Below are 18,408 nucleotides of genomic sequence, written 5' to 3' on the forward strand. Positions count from 1 at the left end.
CCGCACGGGATTGGCAAGTGGCAAGTGACGCTTCGTTAAGAAACGATCGGTAAGCGTATACTGGCGGCAGACCGGGCGCATAGAATGGATATGGTCGGCTTTTTGCTGTGCGCGGGGCCGCGGCGGTCTATGTTCATCATGTCCATGATTTCTAGGAAACACGCTGATGGCCCCACTGATCCAGAACAAGCCCCCTCAATCCGCTGTGCAGGAGGAGGCTGAAGAACGTTCGGTCAGTGATGCGGCGGCGCTTTCGCCTAAGCTGATCTATGAAGTGATCCGGCGCGAAGGGCGTGATGAATTGAACCGCACCAACCGGTCGCTGATCTGGTCGGGGATATCTGCTGGGATGCTGATCAGCCTCTCGGTTTTGGGGGAGGCGATCTTTCGGACTTATTTGCCCGATGCAAACTGGCGGTTTCTGGTGGAGAACCTTGGCTATTCGCTGGGGTTCATCGCAGTGATCATGGGACGGATGCAATTATTTACTGAAAATACGATTACCACTGTCTTGCCGCTGATGCAGGAACGCAGTTGGCAAATCTTTGGCAGTCTTTTGCGGCTTTGGGGGGTGGTTTTGGGGGCCAATGTGATCGGCGCTTTTGCGGCGGCGGCACTGTTTGTCTATACGCCCGCCATCCCTGCCGAGATTTTGCCCGCCATCATCAGTCTATCGGAACATGCCACCGGCATGGCCCCAGCAGAAGGGTTTTGGCGCGGTATTCCTGCCGGCGTGATTGTCGCGCTGATTGTTTGGATGCTGCCCGAGGCAGATGAAGCGGCGTTTTTTCTGATTTTAACATTCACATGGCTTATCGCGGCGGGAGATTTCACACATATCGTCGCAGGTTCTGTTGAGATGGCGACACTGATCTTGCATGGCGGTTTGGGCATCAATCAGGCGATCTTTGGCTTCTTCCTGCCGGTGCTTGTTGGCAACATCATCGGCGGCACGTTGGTCTTTACCCTTGTCGCTTGGGGTCAGGTCCGCGACGATGTGGAGGATACATAACGCAAGTGGGTCCCGGCCAACGCCGGGGTCGGACTAAAAGGAATTGCTTTGGTACTGCGCAGACCTCCGACCCGACCGGCGATCTATTGGGATGCCTTTAAGGCCAGCTTGAAACAAGCGGCGAGCGATAATCTTGCGCTGATCTCGGCCGGGGTGGCGTTTTTCGCTATGTTGTCGCTTTTCCCGGCGTTAGCGGCGCTGATCGCGCTGTTGGGACTGATCTCAGACCCGGTGGTTGTGATAGCCCAGTTGGAAGAGGTACGCGGGCTGCTGCCTGACGATGTCTATGACATCATTAATACTCAGGTAACGGGTTTGGTTACCGCGCGGGCTGATACGCTCGGCTGGGCAGGTATCGTTTCCTTGCTGGTGGCGCTTTGGTCAGCGCGCGCAGGGGTCGGCGCGATGGTGATTGGGCTGAACTCTGTCTACAATGAGCGCAACCGCAACGCGGCCAAACATTACCTTCATGCGCTCCTGTTAACGGTCAGCCTTGTGGCTGTCGGGATCGTAGCGCTGCTGGCTGTGGTGGTCGCACCCATCATCCTTGCTTTTATCCCTCTTGGCCCCTTTGGCAACGCTGTGGCTGATCTGCTGCGTTGGACTGTGGCGACTGTGGTGCTCTTCGCCGGTGTTGGGGTGCTCTACCGCTTTGGGCCGAACCGGCGTGCGGCGCGGCTCCCTTGGCTTAGCAGTGGGGCGATCTTGGCCGTACTGTCTTGGGCTGTAATTTCAATTGGGTTTTCTTATTACGTAGCCAATTTTGGCAACTACAATCAGGTTTATGGTTCAATTGGGGCCGTCATTGCGATGCTGGTTTGGCTTTGGATCAGCAGCTTTTTAATCCTGTTCGGCGCCGCGCTTAACGCGCAGGTTGAGCGGCGTACAAAGCCAGACAGTACCGTCGGACCGGCCAAACCTCGGGGGCGGCGCGGGGCAGAGGCCGCGGACACCTTTATTGAAGTCGAGAATGAATAAAAGTCACAACAGGGGGCGCTTCTGACGGCCCTCTAGGGAGGTCATACCGACCTTCGCCAAGGCGGCCAGGTTGTTAATCTGCAATACCCTGTCGGACCATGATAGCAACTGCCGCTCCTTCAGTGCGCCAAGCGTTTTGTTGGTATGAACCACTGAAAGCCCGAGGGCATCGGCCAGATCGCGTTGAGAGTATGGCAATGGCATTTGATTGTGAGTCACCATGCCCAGCGATTGCCCGCGTTCAAAAATCTTGACCATCGCCCAAGCAATGGCCTGGATCGCGGTGCGCTGACCGATGGTGGCAAGGACTTCGCCCATGAAGTGCTCTTCGATGGCGGCAAGCCATGTGATGTCAAAGGCGCGTTCGGGGTGGGATTTGAAGAAATTCCAAAACTCGCTGCGGTTGAAGACACACAGCCGCATATGGGTGCGGGCCTCAACCGAATGGCCCATTTCCCCCATAATGCCCGCCTGCAAGCCGATGAAATCACCAGGAAAAACAAAACTGATGACCTGACGATTGCCGTTTTCCAACGTCTTGTCACGGATGCCCATACCAGTAAGTGCGGTATAAAGCTGGGGTGCGTTCGATCCCTCCAGTAGGATCGGCGTGCCGGGCTCAACGGTCAGTTCGCCCGACTTGAACTTCTCCATGAAGCTCAGCTCTTCTTTCGACATCGCGATGAACGCATCTTTGCGCTGAAGGGGGCAATAGCGGCATTGAGTCGTCATTAGATAAAATTGCCCTCTTATGTCATAGTTTAATGCGCCAGTATGACGCCGCCCCTACACCGAAGCCTTTGTTCACCGGGGGAAAGACCATGTCGATCGTGATCTACGAACCGGACCTGTTGGTCTGTTCAGACATAAGTGAAACGCTTTCTGCTGCCTTTCCGCAATCGGAAATTAGCGTTTTGGAAGCATTGGATCTCAGCAAGTTGGTGGGAAACATCAACCACACGCTGCTTGCAGTGCTATCGTTGCGGCAAGATCAGCTACATCAGTATTTACCTGAATTGCGTAATCTACAGGTGTGGTTTCCGATCATTTGTATCTTGAACGATACACCCCGTCTGGCAGAGCCTGAACCGGGGCTGCGGTACATCACGCGCCCATTCTCAAGCAACACGCTGTTGCGTGCGGTTAACGCCGCGCTTTCTGACCCGCAGTTATGCCAGCCAGAAATGCCATAACCAGATTTTTAAGCCCGTCATGTTCGGTTGAAACTGGCGCTTCTTGCTGCTGCGGTTGACGCGAGGCGTTGCCGTCTGCGCCAGCCAGTGCAAGCAACAGAAAACCAACGCCGAAATAGGCCGCGCCAAGGATCAGCGCGGCGGTCAAGGTTGTGGTCACGGTGACGAGGTAGAGCCATGCCGCGAGCGTCAGGAACAAAAGTCCGATCAGCAAAAAGATCGCAGCGCCCGCGCTTAGCATGGCGGTACGCGCTGCGCGGCGAATAGTCCCGCGCAGATGTTGCATCACCGAAGAAAGCATCTTAGCGGCGTGCCGTCACGATACCGACGAGAAAACCAATACCCGCCGCAATGCCCAATGCTGTGCCCGGCTGAGCCTGCAAAAATTCTTCGGCCTGCTTTTGGGCTTCCATCGCTTTGGCGCGGCCCGTTTCGGCAAAATCATTGGCCGCGGCGCGGGCGTTGTCACGCATCTCATCCGACTTGGCTTTGCCGTAGTCGCCCAAGGTTTCGGTCAGCGAAGCGATGTCTTTTTTAAGCAGGTCAATCTGCGACGACAGATCATCGATTGTCAGCTCTTTTGCCGCAGCAGTTGTGGTCTTGGCCATGTGGGCCTCCTGAATGTTCATGTGATGTTAGGCAGCGCTGTCGTTAAATGCAAAGAGTTCCCTGCGCATACGGTTGCGCAAGAAACTCTTTCATTCAGACCCAGCTTAAGCGTTGAGCGTTTCTGTGGAGGAAAAGAACATCGCCTGTGACACTGCCGAAACAACCTGATCCACCGAGTAGGGTTTAGAGATCAAGAAGGCAGGCTCTGGCTTGTCGCCAGTCAGCAAACGTTCGGGGAAGGCGGTGATAAAGATCACGGGGCGCATCCCAAGTTCGTTCAACAGGTCGTTCACTGCATCAATGCCGGATGAATTGTCGGCCAGCTGGATGTCCGCAAGGATAAGGTCAGGTACGTCCGCCTTGCCCAGCTTCACGGCCTCATCACGCGTGCGCGCGATGCCGGTGACGCGGTGGCCCATTTCTGCAACGATTGATTCAATATCCATCGCGATGATCGCTTCGTCTTCGATAATCATCACCGAACCCGAGGTGCTGTCGGCCATCTCGCGGTGGGCAATCTGGATCAACTCGTCAGCTTCGTCTTCATCTACACCGATGATTTTCGCGATCTCGCCGTGGGAAAAACCCTCGATCGTGTGCAGCAAAAGCGCTTCACGGCTGTTGTTGGTCAGGCTTGAAAGGTGGCGCTGCGCCTTGGCGCGAGGGCCGCTTTCGCCCTCTTCCACGGGTGCGCCTGCGCTGGCCCAAATTCCGTACAAAACTCTGAAAAGACCCGTCTTTGTATCCACCCCGTCGAGCACCGAGCGATCAACCAAGATGGCCTCCAGCGCCGCTGCGGCGAATGTGTCGCCACTGGTCTGGCTGCCCGTCATCGCCCGCGCGAACCGGCGAAGGTAGGGGATGTTGGCACCCAGTTCATCGCTGATGCTGGTCTTTTGTGTCGCATCGTTCATCTAGTCGAATCCTTTTTTACTTTTCTTGGAACCAAACACCCTGACATTGTGTTTGGTTCCAGTATGCGTACATAATTAATCAAATGAGACGACGATGCCAGAGGTGATGCTAGTGAATTCAGGAAACAAGGACGAGCGCGAGCGCGTCATCGACGACAACCTCAAGCGTGTCTTCGATGAGACGCTCGACGAAGGCATCCCTGACCGTTTCAAGGATCTGCTGCAAAAGCTGAAGCAACAGGATTCAGAAAAAGGAACGTCATAATGAGCCGTCCCGATCCGCGCGACGAGCTGGTAGAGCATCTGCCAGCCATGCGGGCCTTTGCCATTAGCCTCACCCGTAATGGCGCCACGGCAGATGACATGGTTCAGGACACTTTGGTCAAGGCCTGGACGAACATTGAGAAGTTCCAAGTCGGCACAAACATGCGTGCTTGGTTGTTCACGATCCTGCGCAACACCTATTATTCCTCGCGTCGCAAAGCCAAACGCGAAGTATCTGATGTTGACGGCGTGCTAACCGAAGGTTTGGCTGAAAAGCCCGCCCATGATGGCCACATGCAGATGACCGACTTTCGTAAGGCGCTTGCCCTGTTGAAAGATGAACAACGCGAAGCTTTGTTGCTAGTGGGAGCTTCTGGCTTCTCCTACGAAGAAGCGGCGGATATGTGCGGTGTCGCCGTTGGTACAATTAAAAGTCGTACAAATCGGGCCCGCGCGCGTCTTGCAGAACTGCTTGGCCATCATGACAATGAGTCTCTTGAGATGACTGACGACGCGACCATGTCCGTTCTATCTTCCTCTAAAGTTTCTTCCTTCTAAATATGACTTCTGGCTTCTTCAGCGGTGATCTGATGCGTGGGCTGACGATCCGTATTCTGCTGTTTCTGTCACTCGCGCTTTTGCCCATTGGGTTAATCGCGGTTGTGCAGACGCGGCAGATTGCGGATCAAAGCCGTCAAAGCGCGGAATTGTCGCTGATCGCCGTGACTGAACAAGCCTCTGCCGCCGAACGTCGGGTGATCCAAGAAGCCTTCGGTGCCGCAGAGGCATTGACTTCTATCGTGCGCCTTCGCCGCGATGATCCCCAAGAGTGCACGGCGTTCCTTAAAGAATATAAACAAGCCTCTGACATCTATTCGCTCGTCGGTTTCATCGGACTTGATGGGCGTATGACCTGCTCTTCCACTGGGCAGGACCATGATTTTTCCGACGACAAAAATTTTCAATCGCTGCTAAAGGCGCCAGTCCGTCGCGCCATGCCGGTACTGCAGGGGTCGGTTAGCAATCAGGTGGTCACGCTCATCAATGCCCCGGTCTATGAAAACCGCGAGTTGATTGGCTTTATGGCGCTGAGCATTCCAGAAGATGCCATTAACGCAATCCGCGAACCGAAAGGCAAACACAGCAGTGTTGCGATGATGACGATCAATAAAATGGGTCACATCCTCACCACGGAAAACGGGCTTGAGGTGGCGAAAAATGAATATCCCAGCGATGTTGCCCTCTCTTTGTTGACCACCAAGGAACCGAATGTCTTCCTGTCGCACAATTTCAAAGACGAAGAGCGCGCCTATGCGATTGTTCCGATCGTGCCTGATACGGTCTTCGCGTTAAGCGTTTGGCCTATCGACACACCCTTTCTTGATACCGGAGTTTCAACACGGCTAAGTGCACTTTTGCCCATCGTCATGTGGCTGGCCAGCCTCATCGTGGCATTCTGGGCGCTGAATCGACTGGCGATTAACCACATCCGCAAACTCGGTCGGCAAATGCGCCGCTTTGCGTTGAACCGCACCCTGCCGCGCGGAACGCTCGGTCCTTCGGTGCCTACCGAACTGGTTGAAATGGAGTCAGCCTTTGTCGGTATGGCGGAATCGATCCTGCGGGATGAGGCGACGTTGGAAGACAGCCTTCGGCAGAAGAATATCCTGCTAAAAGAGGTTCATCACCGCGTTAAAAACAACCTGCAGCTTATCTCATCGATCATGAACATGCAGATCCGGCAGGCCAAAAGCGAAGACGCACGGTTTGTCCTGCGCCGCCTGCAAGACCGGATCCTCAGCCTCGCCACTGTGCACAAGAACCTTTATCAAAACGACGATCTGGTGCGGGTTAACGCGAGCGAATTGCTGCGCGAAATCGTGGCGCAATTGCTTTCCGTGGGGCTGGCCTCCGGCTCTGGCGTAAAGGTTGATCAGTCCTTTGAAACCATTGAGATCGATGCCGACGACGCCGCTCCTTTGACGCTTCTGGTTTCCGAAGCCCTCACCAATGCGCTTAAATACGTCTCCACAGTTGAACACGGCAAAGGCTTCATTTCGCTTAAACTCATCCACACCGGGCCGGAACAAGCGATGCTTGAGGTGCGCAACACGATCGGCAACCCTGAAGAAGTTAAGTCAGGCACGGGGCTGGGATCGCGGCTGATCCTTGCCTTCACCCGGCAACTTAATGGACAGGTTGAAGTTGAAACCACGGACGGTGTTTACCAAATTCGCGTAAATTTCCCCGTTCCGACAGACAGCAAGATGGTCTACGACTACTGATCCCTCGGAAGGCTGTGCGGAATCTTGCCGGAATCATGGCAAGCGGGTCACAGACTCGTCATGCGTGAAAATTAGTCGGAACCCTTTGAGCTGCGCGCGGTTGAGCATCTGAAACGCAGTGCGAAAAGGGAATACGGAGATGACCACGGAGCTATTTCTCGGCGGTCTGACCATCCTGACCTTAGCCGCGGTCATCATACTTGCCCTTACCACGGGCAGGCGGGAACTTAACTCGGATGATGAGCGCACCCGGCGCGATGAGCGGCAACCGGAGGCCCAAAGGTCAAACTACCGGTCAGACTACTAACCTGACACCCATCGACCGCCCCGAGCAGAATGCTCGGGGCGGTCGATCTTTGTAAGGTGGGTTTTTTAAAAACTCGGCGGCGTGCAGGCGCTAACAATCTCACAAATCTCATCGCCAATGTTGCGAAACCGGTGCGGCAGTCGACTGTCGAATAAATAACCATCCCCGGCGTGCAAAAGGCTCACCGCGCCGTCTACCGTCACCTCAATACTGCCCCGCACCACCACGCCGGCCTCTTCGCCCTCATGGCGCAGAAACTCCGGCCCGGTGTCAGCGCCAGGCTCATAGGTTTCGTGCAGCACCTGTAGCGCGTGATGCGCGGCATTGCCCAATTGACGCAGCGATACGCCCCCCTGATGACTGGGCGAAATCTCAGTCAGCTCCTGTGCGCGGTAGAAGACTTTGGCGCTGTCGTCCTCCTCTAGAATCGAGAAAAACTCCGCCATACTGATGGGAATCGCGTCCAACAGGCTTTTTAGTGACGCCACGGAGGGACTGGTCCGGTTCTTTTCGATCAGCGATATCGTGCCATTAGTAAGCCCGGCCTTGGCGGCAAGCTCACGTTGGGACAACCCATGCTTTTTCCGGATCGCTCTAAGTTTATCGCCGACGTTCAATGACTTGTCCTTTGCGGGCCTCATCGCACTCTGCATGGCTTTGGCGATGGGTCAACTGATGGTCATGGGAATTATCTGATAGAGGCTACGATGGCGATTGACAATTATATTAAACAGAATATGGATTTTTTAAACGACCCATCTCAATGCCCCTCTTACTTTCGCAATAAGGTATCTGTCTCATGTCCAGCACCGTCAAAAAATCGTCTCGGAAGTCCGCCAACAAGGCCAAGACAGCGCCGCAAATGAAGGTTGTCGAAGCAAACCCAGCCACGCAGTCAAATGGTCAGACCAACGCTGATCTCGTCGCACGCCGCGATGCTGCCGTGCCGCGCGGGGTGGCCTCTGCCGCGCCGATCTATGCGAAATACGCGGAGAATGCCGAACTGTGGGATGTGGAAGGCAACCGTTACATCGACTTCGTCGGCGGCATCGGCGTGCTCAACACCGGCCACCGTCACCCCAAGGTCGTCGAAGCGGCCAAGGCCCAAGAAGACCTCTACACCCATACCAGCTTTCAGGTTGTGCCCTACGGCCCCTATGTCGAGCTGGCAGAGAAGCTGAACTCCTTGGCGCCTGGCGACGCGCCGAAAAAGACTCTACTGGTCACCACTGGCGCTGAAGCTGTTGAAAACGCAGTCAAAATCGCCCGCGCCGCGACTGGCCGTTCGGGCATCATCGCCTTCACCGGCGGCTACCATGGCCGGACCCTGCTGACGCTGGGCATGACCGGCAAAGTCTCCCCCTACAAAAAAGACGTGGGCCCCTTCCCGGCGGATGTCTTCCGCGCGCCCTTCCCTTCCGTCCGTGATGGCATCACCGTTCAGGACGCGCTGACCGGGCTGAAGAACCTCTTCCTCACCGATGCACAGCCCGAGCGTGTGGCAGCAATCATCATCGAGCCAGTGCTTGGCGAAGGTGGCTACACCCCCGTGCCGTTTGACATGATGCAAGAACTGCGCGCGATCTGTGACCAGCACGGCATCTTGCTGATCGCGGACGAAGTGCAGGCGGGCTTTGGCCGCACCGGCACGTGGTTCTCTATCGAGCATTCCGGCGTCGTGCCTGACCTGATCACTGTGGCGAAATCCATGGCTGGTGGCTATCCGCTGGCTGGCGTGATTGGCCGCGCCGATTTGATGGACGCGATGATCCCCGGCGGTTTGGGCGGCACCTATGGCGGCAACCCGGTGGCTTGTGCCGCAGCGCTCGCCGCAATCGAGGCGATCGAAGAAGAAGGCCTGCTCGCCCGCTCCACCGCCATGGGCGAAACGCTCAAGGCCCGCTTTGCCGAGATCGGCGCACGCGCCGCGCCCTACCGTTTCTGGGACATCCGTGGTCTTGGTGCCATGGTCGCCGTTGAGTTCGTGACCGACTTCGACAGCGCCAAGCCGGACGCGGATTTCACCAAGCGCGTCATCGCCCACGCCCTGAAGCGCGGCCTGCTGCTTTTGAGCTGTGGCATGCACGGCAACGCAGTGCGCGTCATGGTGCCGCTGACCGCGTCGGATGCGATTGTGGACGAAGGTCTGACAATCTTTGAAGAAGCTGTCGCCGCCGCTGTGGCCGAAGAGCAAAAGTAAAATCAGCCTATAATGGCTGGACAGATCGGGCGCGCGGGGCAACCTGCGCGCCTTTTTTGCGCCGCATACTGAGCCTCCCGCTCTCTGTCGCCAGCGGGTCTTGGCATCGACGTGCGAAGCGCGCAAACTCCGCCTCAAACCAAAGCCGGAGTGACGATGCCCCTAACAAGACCTACGCTCATCAGCATCAGCCCACAGTTGTTTCACGTGAATAGTGCATCACCGCGCCAGCCCCGCAGATGACCGCCCCGATGAAACCCGGCCCCCGCAACCTGATCACCGACGTGGCGGGGATCAAGGTCGGCAATGCACAAGACGCGCGACTGAAATCCGGCAGCACTGTGCTGATCGGCGACGCGCCCTTCACGGCATCCGTTCACGTCATGGGCGGCGCCCCCGGCACGCGCGAGACTGATCTGCTGGCCCCGGACAAGACCGTTGCGGCGGTGGACGCGCTGGTGCTTTCTGGCGGCTCTGCCTACGGGCTGGATGCCTGTTCGGGTGTGGTCGATGCGCTGCGCGCGCGGGGTCGTGGTTTCCGCGTGGGCGATGCGCTGATCCCGCTGGTGCCCGGCGCGATCCTGTTTGATTTACTCAACGGCGGTGACAAGGATTGGGCGCAGAACCCCTACGCCGATCTGGGCCGCAAGGCGTTGGAGGCGGCGGGCAAAGAGTTTGAAATAGGCACTGTCGGCGCGGGCACGGGCGCGCTTAGCGCGATGGTCAAAGGCGGGCTCGGCTCGGCGAGTTTGCAACTGCCCGATGGCAGCATGGTCGGCGCCTTGGTCGGGGCCAACCCGGTCGGCGCGGTCACCACCCCCGGAGACCGCCATTTCCACGCCGCCCCCTTTGAGATCAACGGAGAGTTTGGCGGGCTGGGGCCCGCCCCCTCCGCCGGTCTGGGCCTCACTTTCGAAAGCCGCAAAATGGCCGCCATGTCGGCCCGTGCCAATACCACTATCGCCATCGTCGCCACCGACGCCACCCTGACCAAGGCCGAATGCCAGCGTGTCGCCGTGGCCGCGCATGACGGCATCGCCCGCGCCGTTGTGCCTGCGCATATGCCCAATGACGGCGATTTGGTATTTTCCCTATCGACCGCTGCGCGCCCTGCGGGCGATGTGGCGATGATCGGCCATGCCGCCGCCCTGTGCCTGTCGCGTGCCATTGCCCGCGCGATCTACACCGCCACCCCCGCCGAGGGTGACCTCTTGCCCTGCTGGAGCACCTTGAATGCCTGAACTCGCTTTGCCCGACATCACCCTGCATTATGAGATCGACGGAAGCGGCCCGCCGTTGCTGATGCTGGCGGGGATGCTGAGCGATAGCGCGAGCTGGGGCGCTTTGGCCCCGCTACTGACTGCGCATTTCACCCTCATCCGCCCCGACAACCGCAGCACCGGGCGGACGACGCCCTGGGATGCCGAAACCTCTGTCGCGCAGATGGCCCGTGATGCGCTGGCTTTGATGGATGAGCTGGGACACGCAAAGTTTCACGTTGTCGGCCATTCCATGGGCGGCCTGATGGCGATGGAGCTTTCTGGCCTAGCACCCGACCGCATCCAAGCGATGAGCATCCTCGCCTCCGCCCCGGTCCGTGCGCCGCGCACCATGGCGGTGTTCGACGCGCTGCTCGCCGTCCGCCGCGCGCCGCAAGGGGAGCAGCTTTGGCTGCGCGCGCTCTACCCTTGGATTTTCGCCCCCGGTTTCTTTTCCGATCCGACAAATACTGAGACCGCCCTTGCCGCCGCATTGGCCTATCCCCATGCGCAAAGCGCGGATGCCATGGCCCATCAACTCGAAGCACTGCGCGGCTTTCGCCCCACGGTGCGGCCCTCTGATCTGACCTGCCCGACCCAAGTGCTCCACGGTGCCGAAGACCTGCTGATCCCCCGCGCCGCCGCCGAAGACGCCTTTGCGCAGGTTCCCAATGTGGTGCAGATAACCCTGCCCGACGCGGGCCATTCGATCCATTGGGACGCTGCCCCCGCCGTCGCCCAACATCTGCGCCAATTCCACGACACCGCCGGAGACCCGAGATGACCCAAGACCTATACGGATTGGAAACAACCGCCAGCCGCCCGGAAACCCAGCAGGCGATCGACGATTTCATCCACGGCTTTCTATCCTACCAACCCAAAGCCGCAGGCATTATCGCCGCCGCCGATGCCGACCCAGAAGGCCCCCTGGTTAATGCCTATGCCGCGCTGTTGTGGATGTTTCTTGAACACCCCATCGCCCCGGAAAAAGCGCGTCCTTATTTGGCGCGTGCCAAGGCCGCGCCCGGCGCAAACGCCCGCGAACAGCAGGTCATCCGCGCCGTGGGCCATTGGATCGACGGAGATGTGCCCGCCCTCGTCGCCGCATGTGACGCCATCACCGACCAATGGCCGCGCGATCTGGCGATGCTGAAGCTGGCGCAATACCACCTGTTCAACGCAGGCGATGCTGCTGGCATGCTGCGTATAGCGCTGAAATCTCTCCCCGGGGCCGAAGACATTGCCTATACCCACGGCATGATCGCCTTTGGCTATGAGCAGTGCCACCTGCTCGACCGGGCCGAGGCCGCCGCCCGCCGCGCGATGGAGCTGCGCCATGATGAGCCTTGGGCGCATCACGCGCTGGCCCATGTGATGCTAACGCAAGGCCGCGTGGCGGAAGGCGCACGTTTCATGGAAAGCGTGGCTAAGACGTGGACCGATCTGAACTCGTTCATGCGCAGTCACAACTGGTGGCATCTGGCGCTGTTTTATCTGTCGCAAGGCCGCCATGACGACGTGCGCGCCGCCTATGACCAGCACATCTGGGGGCTGGAGAAGGACTATTCCCAAGATCAGGTCGGCGCGGTGTCTCTACTGGCGCGAATGGAGTTTGCAGGTGTCGACGTAGGCGACCGCTGGGGTGATGTGGCCGACCATGTCGCCGCGCGAGGGCAAGATACGGTCAGCCCCTTCCTGACGCTGCAATACCTCTATGCGCTTTGCCGCACCGACCGGGCCGAGGCGGCTGAGATGCTCACGGCAATCGACACCCGCGCCGCTGACACATCGGTCTATGACCACGCCGCATGGGCCGAAGTGGCCCTGCCCGCCGCGCGCGGCATCGCCGCCCATGCCAAGGGGGATTGGGCCACAGCGATCCGTGAACTGGGCATGGCCCTACCCCGCATGGCAGAATGCGGCGGCAGCCACGCGCAGCGCGATCTGTTCGAGCAAATCCACCTCGACGCGTTGGTGCGCGATGGCCGTGCCTCTGCCGCGCAGCAGGTCTTGGAGATGCGCCGGACCTATGACCCCGATGGCGTGCCGCTGAACCTGATGCTGAGCGAAGTGTATGAAAAGACCGGCCTGCCCGACCTTGCGGCCCAAGCGCGTGCCCGGGCCGAGCGGACGCTGGCCAGCACTTAAGCGCTAGAACGCATCGGGCTGATTGTCAGGCGCGGCGCGCTTTAATGCCGGCACGTCCATGCAATTAGCATATATGCGCTGAATGATCGGGTAAGGGGTCATATCGACCCCAAAACGTGCATTGTTTATCACCTGCGCATAGAGGCAGAGATCAGCTAGACCGACGCAGTCGCCGTGGCAAAAGTCGCCTGTCTCAGGCTCCTGCGCCAGCCGCGTCTCAAGTGCCGCCATGCCCGCGCTGGCCCAATGGGCAAACCACGCAGCCTTTCCCGGGGCATCAACGCCAAACTCGACCTCTAGATGTTGTAGCACCCGCAGATTATTCACCGGATGCACGTCCTGCGCCACGATATAGGCCAGTGAGCGCACCCGCGCCCGGCCCCACGCGTCGGCAGGCAACAGCGGCGGTTCGGGGTGTTCCTCCTCAAGCCATTCAAGGATCGCCAAAGATTGCGACAGCGGCCCCTGCTCTGTCACCAACGTCGGCACCGCCCCCGAAGGGTTCAGCGCCAGATGTTCAGCCTGATGCTGTTCTCCGGCCAGCAAAGAAATCCCCACATAATCATAGCGCAACCCCTTAAGGTTCAGCGCCGCCCGCACCCGGACCGAGGTCGAGGAGCGGAAATAATTATGCAGGGCCAGATCACTCATTCCTGCGGGCCGATGGTCACCTCAAACTCAGCAATGCCATCAACACCGCCGGTAAGCACATCGCCCGGCACCACGGCGCCGACCCCGGCTGGCGTGCCAGTCATGATGATATCGCCCGGTGCCAATGTGACTGCCCGTGACAGGGTCGCGGTATGCTCGCGTACCGACCAGATCATCTGCGCCAGATCCGCCTCTTGTTTCAACTCACCGTTCACCGCCAGCCAGATGCGCCCTGCCTCAACCGACGCCACATCGGCGATGGGCAAAAGCGGCGCGATGGGGGCGGAATTGTCAAACGCCTTGGCCCAATCCCACGGGCGGCCCATCTTCTTGGCTTGGGCCTGAAGGTCACGGCGGGTGAAATCGATCCCTGCCGATGCGCCCCAGATATGATCCATTACATCCGCCTCTTCGATGTTCGCGCCGCCTTTGCCAATTGCGATGACAAGCTCGATCTCAAAGTGGAAATCCTCTGTCAGAGGGGGATAGGGTACGGTGCAGGGCGTATCGCGCGTGGCATCAGCAGGTTTGGTAAAAAAGAACGGCGGGTCGCGCATGTCGTTGCCCATCTCAAGCACATGTGCCTCGTAGTTACGGCCCACGCAGAAAACACGGCGCACCGGAAAACGGTCTTCGCTACCTTGCACGGCAAGGCTGCTTTGCTTGGGGGGGTCAATCACATACATCACTGGTTTCCTCTTGGCATGTTGCCGCCAAGGAACACCCACGCTTTGTAACAGTCAATGACCCCCGCGCGGTTATAACGCCTTGGGGTGCAAGTCTTTCACAAATCGCCCCCGGTGCGGATCACCTCTTGGATTTCTTTGATGTCCTCAGCGCTCAGCCCATAGTCCGCGGCGGCGACCTCGGCAGAGATATAGCCGCGCAGCAGGTCGCGTTTGACCAGTTCCTTGGGCCGCTCAGATGCATCGCCGTAGCCCGCACCACCGGGGAAGGCCATCATCACCTTTCGACCATGCGGCACGAACTGCTTGCCCTTGCCACGCATCGCAGTGCCATCGTCCTGCGCGATGGTCGTAGGCGCGCCGGGCTTGCCCCCTTGCCGCCCGCGCGCCGGGTGATCGACGCGGTCAAACATCGCCTGCATGTCAAACTCATGCCCCTCGCGGGCGCTGACCTCCATATACTGCCCCAGCCCGCCACGCTGACGCCCCGCGCCACCGCTGTCAGGGCGTAATTCCTTGCGCCAGATCACCACCGGGCCGGCATGTTCCGTCGCCTCTACCGGCATGGTCATCACACCCGAAGGGAAGGCCGTGGCGTTCAACCCGTCATGCTGTGGCCGCGCGCCAGAGCCGCCGGAGTTGAAGGTCAGCACCTCGGCCCGGCGAGCGCCTGCTGGTGCTTCGGCATCAGTGCGAGGGCGCAGGCTGACTTGGAAGTTGCACAGGCAGCCCGCGCCTTCGGCTGGCACCATGTTGGGCAGGATTTGATCCAGCGCGGCATAGACCGTATCCGGCACGAAATGTCCGACGATATGGCGCAGCGCGACTGGCGCGGGGTGCAGCGCGTGTACAATGCTGTTTTCAGGCGCGGCGATCTGGAAGGGTGCGAGCGAGGCCGCATTATTGGGTATCTCCGGCGCGATGGCACATTTTAACGCGTAGCAGGCGTAGGCTTTGGTATAGACCAGCGGGCAGTTAATGCCCTTCTTATCAAGACCCGAGGTGCCGGCAAAATCCGACAAGATGCGATCCTCTTCGATGCTGACCGTGACCTTGAGCGTGATCGGCGTGTCGAATCCGTCAATCGTCATCTCGCCACTGGCCTGCTGACGCGGCAGCGCGTTGATCCGCTCCAAGGTGGCACGGCGGGAGTTGTCGAGGATGAAGCTGGCGATCCCCGTGAGATCATCAAGTTTGAATTCCTCCATCATATCCACCAGTCTGCGATGGCCAATCTCGTTACACGTCGTCAGGGCGTAGATGTCGCCAATCAATTGATCCGGTTCGCGCACATTGCCGCGGATGATGCGCACGAGAGTTTCATCCACACGTCCTGCATCGGCGAATTTCATGATTGGCAGGTACAGCCCTTCTTCGTAAACACTCGCCGCATCCGCGCCAAAACCGCGCCCGCCGATGTCAACGATATGCGCAGTACAGGCGAAGAAACCGACCAGCTTTCCGCGGTGAAACGAGGGCGTGACCATAGTGATGTCATGCAGGTGGCCGGTGCCTTCCCACGGATCGTTTGTGATATAGACGTCGCCCTCAAGGATGTTCTGCCGCCCGATGCGTCGGATGAAATGCGCCACGGCATCGGCCATTGCGTTGACATGACCCGGCGTGCCGGTAACGGCCTGCGCCAACATCCGACCTTCGGTGTCATAGACCCCAGCGGACAGGTCACCCGCCTCGCGCACCGAGGTCGAAAACGCCGTGCGCACCAGTGCCTGCGCCTGTTCCTCAACGACCGAGATCAGCCGGTTCCACATGACTTGATAGGCGACGTTTGAATGTGTCTGTGCCATGGGGTTACCCTTTCACGGTGATGTCGATGCAGCCGTCCGGCTGACAAATAGCTTGGCGCGAGGCGGGGATGATGATGGTGGTCTCATCCTCGGTGATTGCAGCTGGGCCTTGGGCGGTCTGGCCGGGGGCCATCTGCCCGCGCAGCACAACGGCGGCGTCGCAGTATTCGGCGAGCGCCGGGTCAAACATCCGGCGTGTTAGAGCCACATCCGCCGCATCGCCGGGCGTCTGTTCGGGGGTCCGGGCCACGGCTTCGGGCGGGGTAGTGGCATTGACGGACCAAACCGTAATCTCGATATCCAACCCCTCTACCGTGCGGCCAAAGAGCTTGCCGTAATCCGCTTCAAACAATGCCTCGAACTGTGCGGCATCGGGGCTAATCGCGTCCTCTTCGCTTAGGATGATTGGGATCTCCCAGCCCTGCCCGCTGTAGCGCATGTAGACTTTGAACTCCGACAGGATCTCCGCCTTGGCATCGCAGTTGCGGACAAAGCCGGTCGCTTCTTCCTGCAATTCTGCCAAAAGCGTCTTGATGCGGGCTGCGTCGAAATCCGACAGTTTCATATAGACCGAACGGTTCGCTTCAAAGCTAAAGGGCGCACGCAAGAAGCCGATGGCAGAGCCGACCCCGGCACCGGGCGGCACCAGCAGGCGCTCCACGCTTAGCTTCTCACACAGCCGCCCGGCGTGCAGCGGGGCCGCACCGCCAAAGGCGATCATCGTGTATTCGCTCAGATCTTCGCCGTTCTCCACCGCATGAACCCGCGCGGCGTTGGCCATGTTTTCGTCTACCACCTCGGCCAAACCAAAGGCGGCAGTGGTCGCGTCCATGTCCAACTCTTTACCGATGACCTCCCGGAGCGCCGCTTCAGAGCCTGCGGTGGCGAGCCGGATCGACCCGCCCGCAAAATTGTCTGGATCGAGCTTGCCCAGCACCAGATCAGCGTCGGTCACGGCGGGTTTTTTACCGCCGCGGCCGTAGCAGGCTGGGCCGGGTTCAGACCCCGCACTTTCCGGGCCAACACGGATTTGACGCATAGCGTCCACATGCGCCAGCGAGCCACCGCCTGCGCCGATTTCGACCATGTCGATCACCGGAATGGAAATGGGCATGCCTGAGCCCTTCTTGAACCGATACGTTCGCGCGACCTCGAACACCCGACTGGTCTTGGGCGTCTGGTGTTTGATCAAGCAAATCTTGGCCGTCGTGCCGCCCATATCAAAGCTCAGCACCTTATCGAGCCCGTAGCGCGCCGCGATATTGGCAGCGAAAACTGCCCCGCCTGCGGGGCCGGATTCCACCAGACGCACCGGGAATTCAGCGGCGCTTTCGATCGAAATGATGCCGCCACCTGAGTGCATCAGGAAGATGTTGCAGCCTACGCCTTCGTCCTGCAAGCGCCCCTCAAGCCGCCCAAGATAGGACTTCATCAGCGGCTTGATATAGGCGTTGGCGACCACGGTGTTGAACCGCTCATACTCGCGCATCTGCGGCGAAACTTCGGCAGAGATCGAAACCATGAGCGCGGGCAGGCGTTCGGCGAGCACCTCGCGGATCATCCGCTCATGCGCATCATTGAGATAGGAGTGGATCAGGCCCACGGCCACACTCTCATAGCCGCCTTCGGCAATGCGGTCGGCCAAGGCCTCGACCTCGGCACGGTCCAGCGGGATCAGCACAGCGCCGGTGGCATCGACACGCTCGTTCACCGTATAGCGCATCTGGCGCGGCAACAGCGGTTCGGGCAAGGTGAGGTTCAGGTCATATTGCTCAAACCGGCTTTCGGTGCGCATTTCGATCACATCGCGGAAACCTTGGGTCGTGATCAGCGCCGTCTTGGCTCCGCGCCGCTCGATCAGAGCATTGGTCGCCAGCGTGGTGCCGTGGATGATCTGGGTGAGATCGGCAGGCGTGACCCCGGCCTTGCCGCAGACCTGATGCATCCCGTCGATGATCGCATTTTCGGGTGCTGAATAGGTCGTCAGGACTTTGGTCGAGAAACTCTCGCCGCCCTTTTCTAATACCACGTCGGTAAAGGTGCCGCCGATGTCTACGCCCAGTCGGATGGTATCTGCCGCCATGTCATTCTCCT

Annotated in this window: 20 protein-coding genes; 11 read left to right on the forward strand and 9 right to left on the reverse strand. The window is 59.2% G+C overall.

What is annotated here, in order from left to right:
- Positions 1–166 precede the first annotated feature (166 nt).
- The gene (locus WNY61_RS00815) at positions 167–1,012 is read left to right on the forward strand and encodes a formate/nitrite transporter family protein (RefSeq protein WP_342849553.1); all 846 of its coding nucleotides are present in this window, start codon (positions 167–169) and stop codon (positions 1,010–1,012) included.
- 48 nt (positions 1,013–1,060) lie between these two features.
- Positions 1,061–1,990 (forward strand): YihY/virulence factor BrkB family protein, encoded by a 930-nt coding sequence (locus WNY61_RS00820; RefSeq protein ID WP_342849554.1) that lies wholly within the window; start codon positions 1,061–1,063, stop codon positions 1,988–1,990.
- A 3-nt stretch (positions 1,991–1,993) separates the two neighbouring features.
- Here WNY61_RS00820 and WNY61_RS00825 read toward each other — a convergent pair whose 3' ends face one another.
- Positions 1,994–2,722, reverse strand: coding sequence for a Crp/Fnr family transcriptional regulator (locus WNY61_RS00825; RefSeq protein ID WP_342849555.1), 729 nt, complete (start codon positions 2,720–2,722; stop codon positions 1,994–1,996).
- Positions 2,723–2,811: 89 nt separating this feature from the next.
- On the opposite strand from WNY61_RS00825, the gene WNY61_RS00830 reads away from it, so the two are divergent.
- Positions 2,812–3,183, forward strand: coding sequence for a hypothetical protein (locus tag WNY61_RS00830; protein WP_342849556.1), 372 nt, complete (start codon positions 2,812–2,814; stop codon positions 3,181–3,183).
- On the opposite strand, the gene WNY61_RS00835 is transcribed toward WNY61_RS00830, so the two are convergent.
- From WNY61_RS00835 to WNY61_RS00845, 3 genes are all read right to left on the reverse strand, one after another.
- A complete protein-coding gene (locus WNY61_RS00835; protein WP_342849557.1) occupies positions 3,134–3,484 on the reverse strand; it encodes a phage holin family protein in 351 nt (116 codons plus the stop codon). The two genes, WNY61_RS00830 and WNY61_RS00835, sit on opposite strands and share 50 nt — an antisense overlap.
- Before the next feature lies 1 nt (position 3,485).
- The gene (locus WNY61_RS00840) at positions 3,486–3,791 is read right to left on the reverse strand and encodes a DUF883 family protein (RefSeq protein WP_040700402.1); all 306 of its coding nucleotides are present in this window, start codon (positions 3,789–3,791) and stop codon (positions 3,486–3,488) included.
- Between the two features lie 105 nt (positions 3,792–3,896).
- Entirely contained in the window at positions 3,897–4,706 is an 810-nt protein-coding gene (locus WNY61_RS00845) for a response regulator (protein ID WP_342849559.1), read from the reverse strand.
- A 94-nt stretch (positions 4,707–4,800) separates the two neighbouring features.
- Between WNY61_RS00845 and WNY61_RS00850 the strand changes: the two genes are divergently transcribed.
- The 4 genes from WNY61_RS00850 to WNY61_RS00865 all read left to right on the forward strand — a co-directional run bounded on the left by WNY61_RS00850 (position 4,801) and on the right by WNY61_RS00865 (position 7,562).
- Positions 4,801–4,971 carry a NepR family anti-sigma factor gene (locus tag WNY61_RS00850; protein WP_007118479.1) on the forward strand — a complete coding sequence of 57 codons (171 nt, stop codon included), beginning with the start codon at positions 4,801–4,803 and terminating at the stop codon, positions 4,969–4,971.
- A complete protein-coding gene (locus tag WNY61_RS00855; protein WP_342849560.1) occupies positions 4,971–5,528 on the forward strand; it encodes an RNA polymerase sigma factor in 558 nt (185 codons plus the stop codon). Before WNY61_RS00850 ends, WNY61_RS00855 begins: the two co-directional genes overlap by 1 nt.
- Positions 5,529–5,530: 2 nt before the next feature.
- Positions 5,531–7,255 (forward strand): histidine kinase dimerization/phosphoacceptor domain -containing protein, encoded by a 1,725-nt coding sequence (locus WNY61_RS00860; RefSeq protein WP_342849561.1) that lies wholly within the window; start codon positions 5,531–5,533, stop codon positions 7,253–7,255.
- Between the two features lie 139 nt (positions 7,256–7,394).
- Positions 7,395–7,562, forward strand: coding sequence for a hypothetical protein (locus WNY61_RS00865; protein ID WP_342849562.1), 168 nt, complete (start codon positions 7,395–7,397; stop codon positions 7,560–7,562).
- A 65-nt stretch (positions 7,563–7,627) separates the two neighbouring features.
- Here the strand turns inward: WNY61_RS00865 and WNY61_RS00870 are convergent, their stop codons facing one another.
- Positions 7,628–8,203 (reverse strand): cupin domain-containing protein, encoded by a 576-nt coding sequence (locus tag WNY61_RS00870; RefSeq protein ID WP_342849563.1) that lies wholly within the window; start codon positions 8,201–8,203, stop codon positions 7,628–7,630.
- Positions 8,204–8,361: 158 nt separating this feature from the next.
- Between WNY61_RS00870 and gabT the strand changes: the two genes are divergently transcribed.
- From gabT to WNY61_RS00890, 4 genes are all read left to right on the forward strand, one after another.
- Entirely contained in the window at positions 8,362–9,762 is a 1,401-nt protein-coding gene (gene gabT / locus WNY61_RS00875) for a 4-aminobutyrate--2-oxoglutarate transaminase (protein ID WP_342849564.1), read from the forward strand.
- Between the two features lie 251 nt (positions 9,763–10,013).
- Positions 10,014–11,003: a P1 family peptidase gene (locus tag WNY61_RS00880; protein ID WP_342849565.1), complete on the forward strand. Its 990-nt coding sequence runs from the start codon at positions 10,014–10,016 to the stop codon at positions 11,001–11,003.
- Positions 10,996–11,805 carry an alpha/beta hydrolase gene (locus tag WNY61_RS00885; protein WP_342849566.1) on the forward strand — a complete coding sequence of 270 codons (810 nt, stop codon included), beginning with the start codon at positions 10,996–10,998 and terminating at the stop codon, positions 11,803–11,805. The genes WNY61_RS00880 and WNY61_RS00885 overlap by 8 nt, the downstream gene beginning before the upstream one ends.
- Positions 11,802–13,169 carry a tetratricopeptide repeat protein gene (locus tag WNY61_RS00890; protein ID WP_342849567.1) on the forward strand — a complete coding sequence of 456 codons (1,368 nt, stop codon included), beginning with the start codon at positions 11,802–11,804 and terminating at the stop codon, positions 13,167–13,169. Before WNY61_RS00885 ends, WNY61_RS00890 begins: the two co-directional genes overlap by 4 nt.
- 3 nt (positions 13,170–13,172) lie before the next feature.
- Here the strand turns inward: WNY61_RS00890 and maiA are convergent, their stop codons facing one another.
- From maiA to WNY61_RS00910, 4 genes are all read right to left on the reverse strand, one after another.
- Positions 13,173–13,820, reverse strand: a complete 648-nt coding sequence (maiA, locus tag WNY61_RS00895; RefSeq protein ID WP_342849568.1) for a maleylacetoacetate isomerase — start codon at positions 13,818–13,820, stop codon at positions 13,173–13,175.
- Positions 13,817–14,506 (reverse strand): fumarylacetoacetate hydrolase family protein, encoded by a 690-nt coding sequence (locus WNY61_RS00900; protein ID WP_342849569.1) that lies wholly within the window; start codon positions 14,504–14,506, stop codon positions 13,817–13,819. Before WNY61_RS00900 ends, maiA begins: the two co-directional genes overlap by 4 nt.
- 98 nt (positions 14,507–14,604) lie before the next feature.
- On the reverse strand, positions 14,605–16,314 hold the full coding sequence (locus WNY61_RS00905) for a hydantoinase B/oxoprolinase family protein (RefSeq protein WP_342849571.1): 1,710 nt from the start codon (positions 16,312–16,314) through the stop codon (positions 14,605–14,607).
- Positions 16,315–16,318: 4 nt separating this feature from the next.
- A complete protein-coding gene (locus tag WNY61_RS00910; protein ID WP_342849572.1) occupies positions 16,319–18,397 on the reverse strand; it encodes a hydantoinase/oxoprolinase family protein in 2,079 nt (692 codons plus the stop codon).
- Positions 18,398–18,408 lie beyond the last annotated feature (11 nt).

Origin of the sequence: Sulfitobacter sp. AS92 (genome assembly GCF_038900015.1) — a bacterium.
Lineage (GTDB): Bacteria > Pseudomonadota > Alphaproteobacteria > Rhodobacterales > Rhodobacteraceae > Sulfitobacter.

Coding starts and splice junctions, on each gene's coding strand:
- WNY61_RS00850 (WP_007118479.1), top strand. CDS start 4,801: ATGCCAGAGGTGATGCTAGTGAATTCAGGAAACAAGGACGAGCGCGAG.
- WNY61_RS00815 (WP_342849553.1), top strand. CDS start 167: ATGGCCCCACTGATCCAGAACAAGCCCCCTCAATCCGCTGTGCAGGAG.
- WNY61_RS00870 (WP_342849563.1), bottom strand. CDS start 8,203: ATGAGGCCCGCAAAGGACAAGTCATTGAACGTCGGCGATAAACTTAGA.
- WNY61_RS00825 (WP_342849555.1), bottom strand. CDS start 2,722: ATGACGACTCAATGCCGCTATTGCCCCCTTCAGCGCAAAGATGCGTTC.
- WNY61_RS00830 (WP_342849556.1), top strand. CDS start 2,812: ATGTCGATCGTGATCTACGAACCGGACCTGTTGGTCTGTTCAGACATA.
- WNY61_RS00860 (WP_342849561.1), top strand. CDS start 5,531: ATGACTTCTGGCTTCTTCAGCGGTGATCTGATGCGTGGGCTGACGATC.
- WNY61_RS00885 (WP_342849566.1), top strand. CDS start 10,996: ATGCCTGAACTCGCTTTGCCCGACATCACCCTGCATTATGAGATCGAC.
- WNY61_RS00910 (WP_342849572.1), bottom strand. CDS start 18,397: ATGGCGGCAGATACCATCCGACTGGGCGTAGACATCGGCGGCACCTTT.
- WNY61_RS00845 (WP_342849559.1), bottom strand. CDS start 4,706: ATGAACGATGCGACACAAAAGACCAGCATCAGCGATGAACTGGGTGCC.
- WNY61_RS00835 (WP_342849557.1), bottom strand. CDS start 3,484: ATGCTTTCTTCGGTGATGCAACATCTGCGCGGGACTATTCGCCGCGCA.
- WNY61_RS00865 (WP_342849562.1), top strand. CDS start 7,395: ATGACCACGGAGCTATTTCTCGGCGGTCTGACCATCCTGACCTTAGCC.
- WNY61_RS00840 (WP_040700402.1), bottom strand. CDS start 3,791: ATGGCCAAGACCACAACTGCTGCGGCAAAAGAGCTGACAATCGATGAT.
- WNY61_RS00855 (WP_342849560.1), top strand. CDS start 4,971: ATGAGCCGTCCCGATCCGCGCGACGAGCTGGTAGAGCATCTGCCAGCC.
- WNY61_RS00880 (WP_342849565.1), top strand. CDS start 10,014: ATGAAACCCGGCCCCCGCAACCTGATCACCGACGTGGCGGGGATCAAG.
- gabT (WP_342849564.1), top strand. CDS start 8,362: ATGTCCAGCACCGTCAAAAAATCGTCTCGGAAGTCCGCCAACAAGGCC.
- WNY61_RS00905 (WP_342849571.1), bottom strand. CDS start 16,314: ATGGCACAGACACATTCAAACGTCGCCTATCAAGTCATGTGGAACCGG.
- WNY61_RS00900 (WP_342849569.1), bottom strand. CDS start 14,506: ATGTATGTGATTGACCCCCCCAAGCAAAGCAGCCTTGCCGTGCAAGGT.
- maiA (WP_342849568.1), bottom strand. CDS start 13,820: ATGAGTGATCTGGCCCTGCATAATTATTTCCGCTCCTCGACCTCGGTC.
- WNY61_RS00890 (WP_342849567.1), top strand. CDS start 11,802: ATGACCCAAGACCTATACGGATTGGAAACAACCGCCAGCCGCCCGGAA.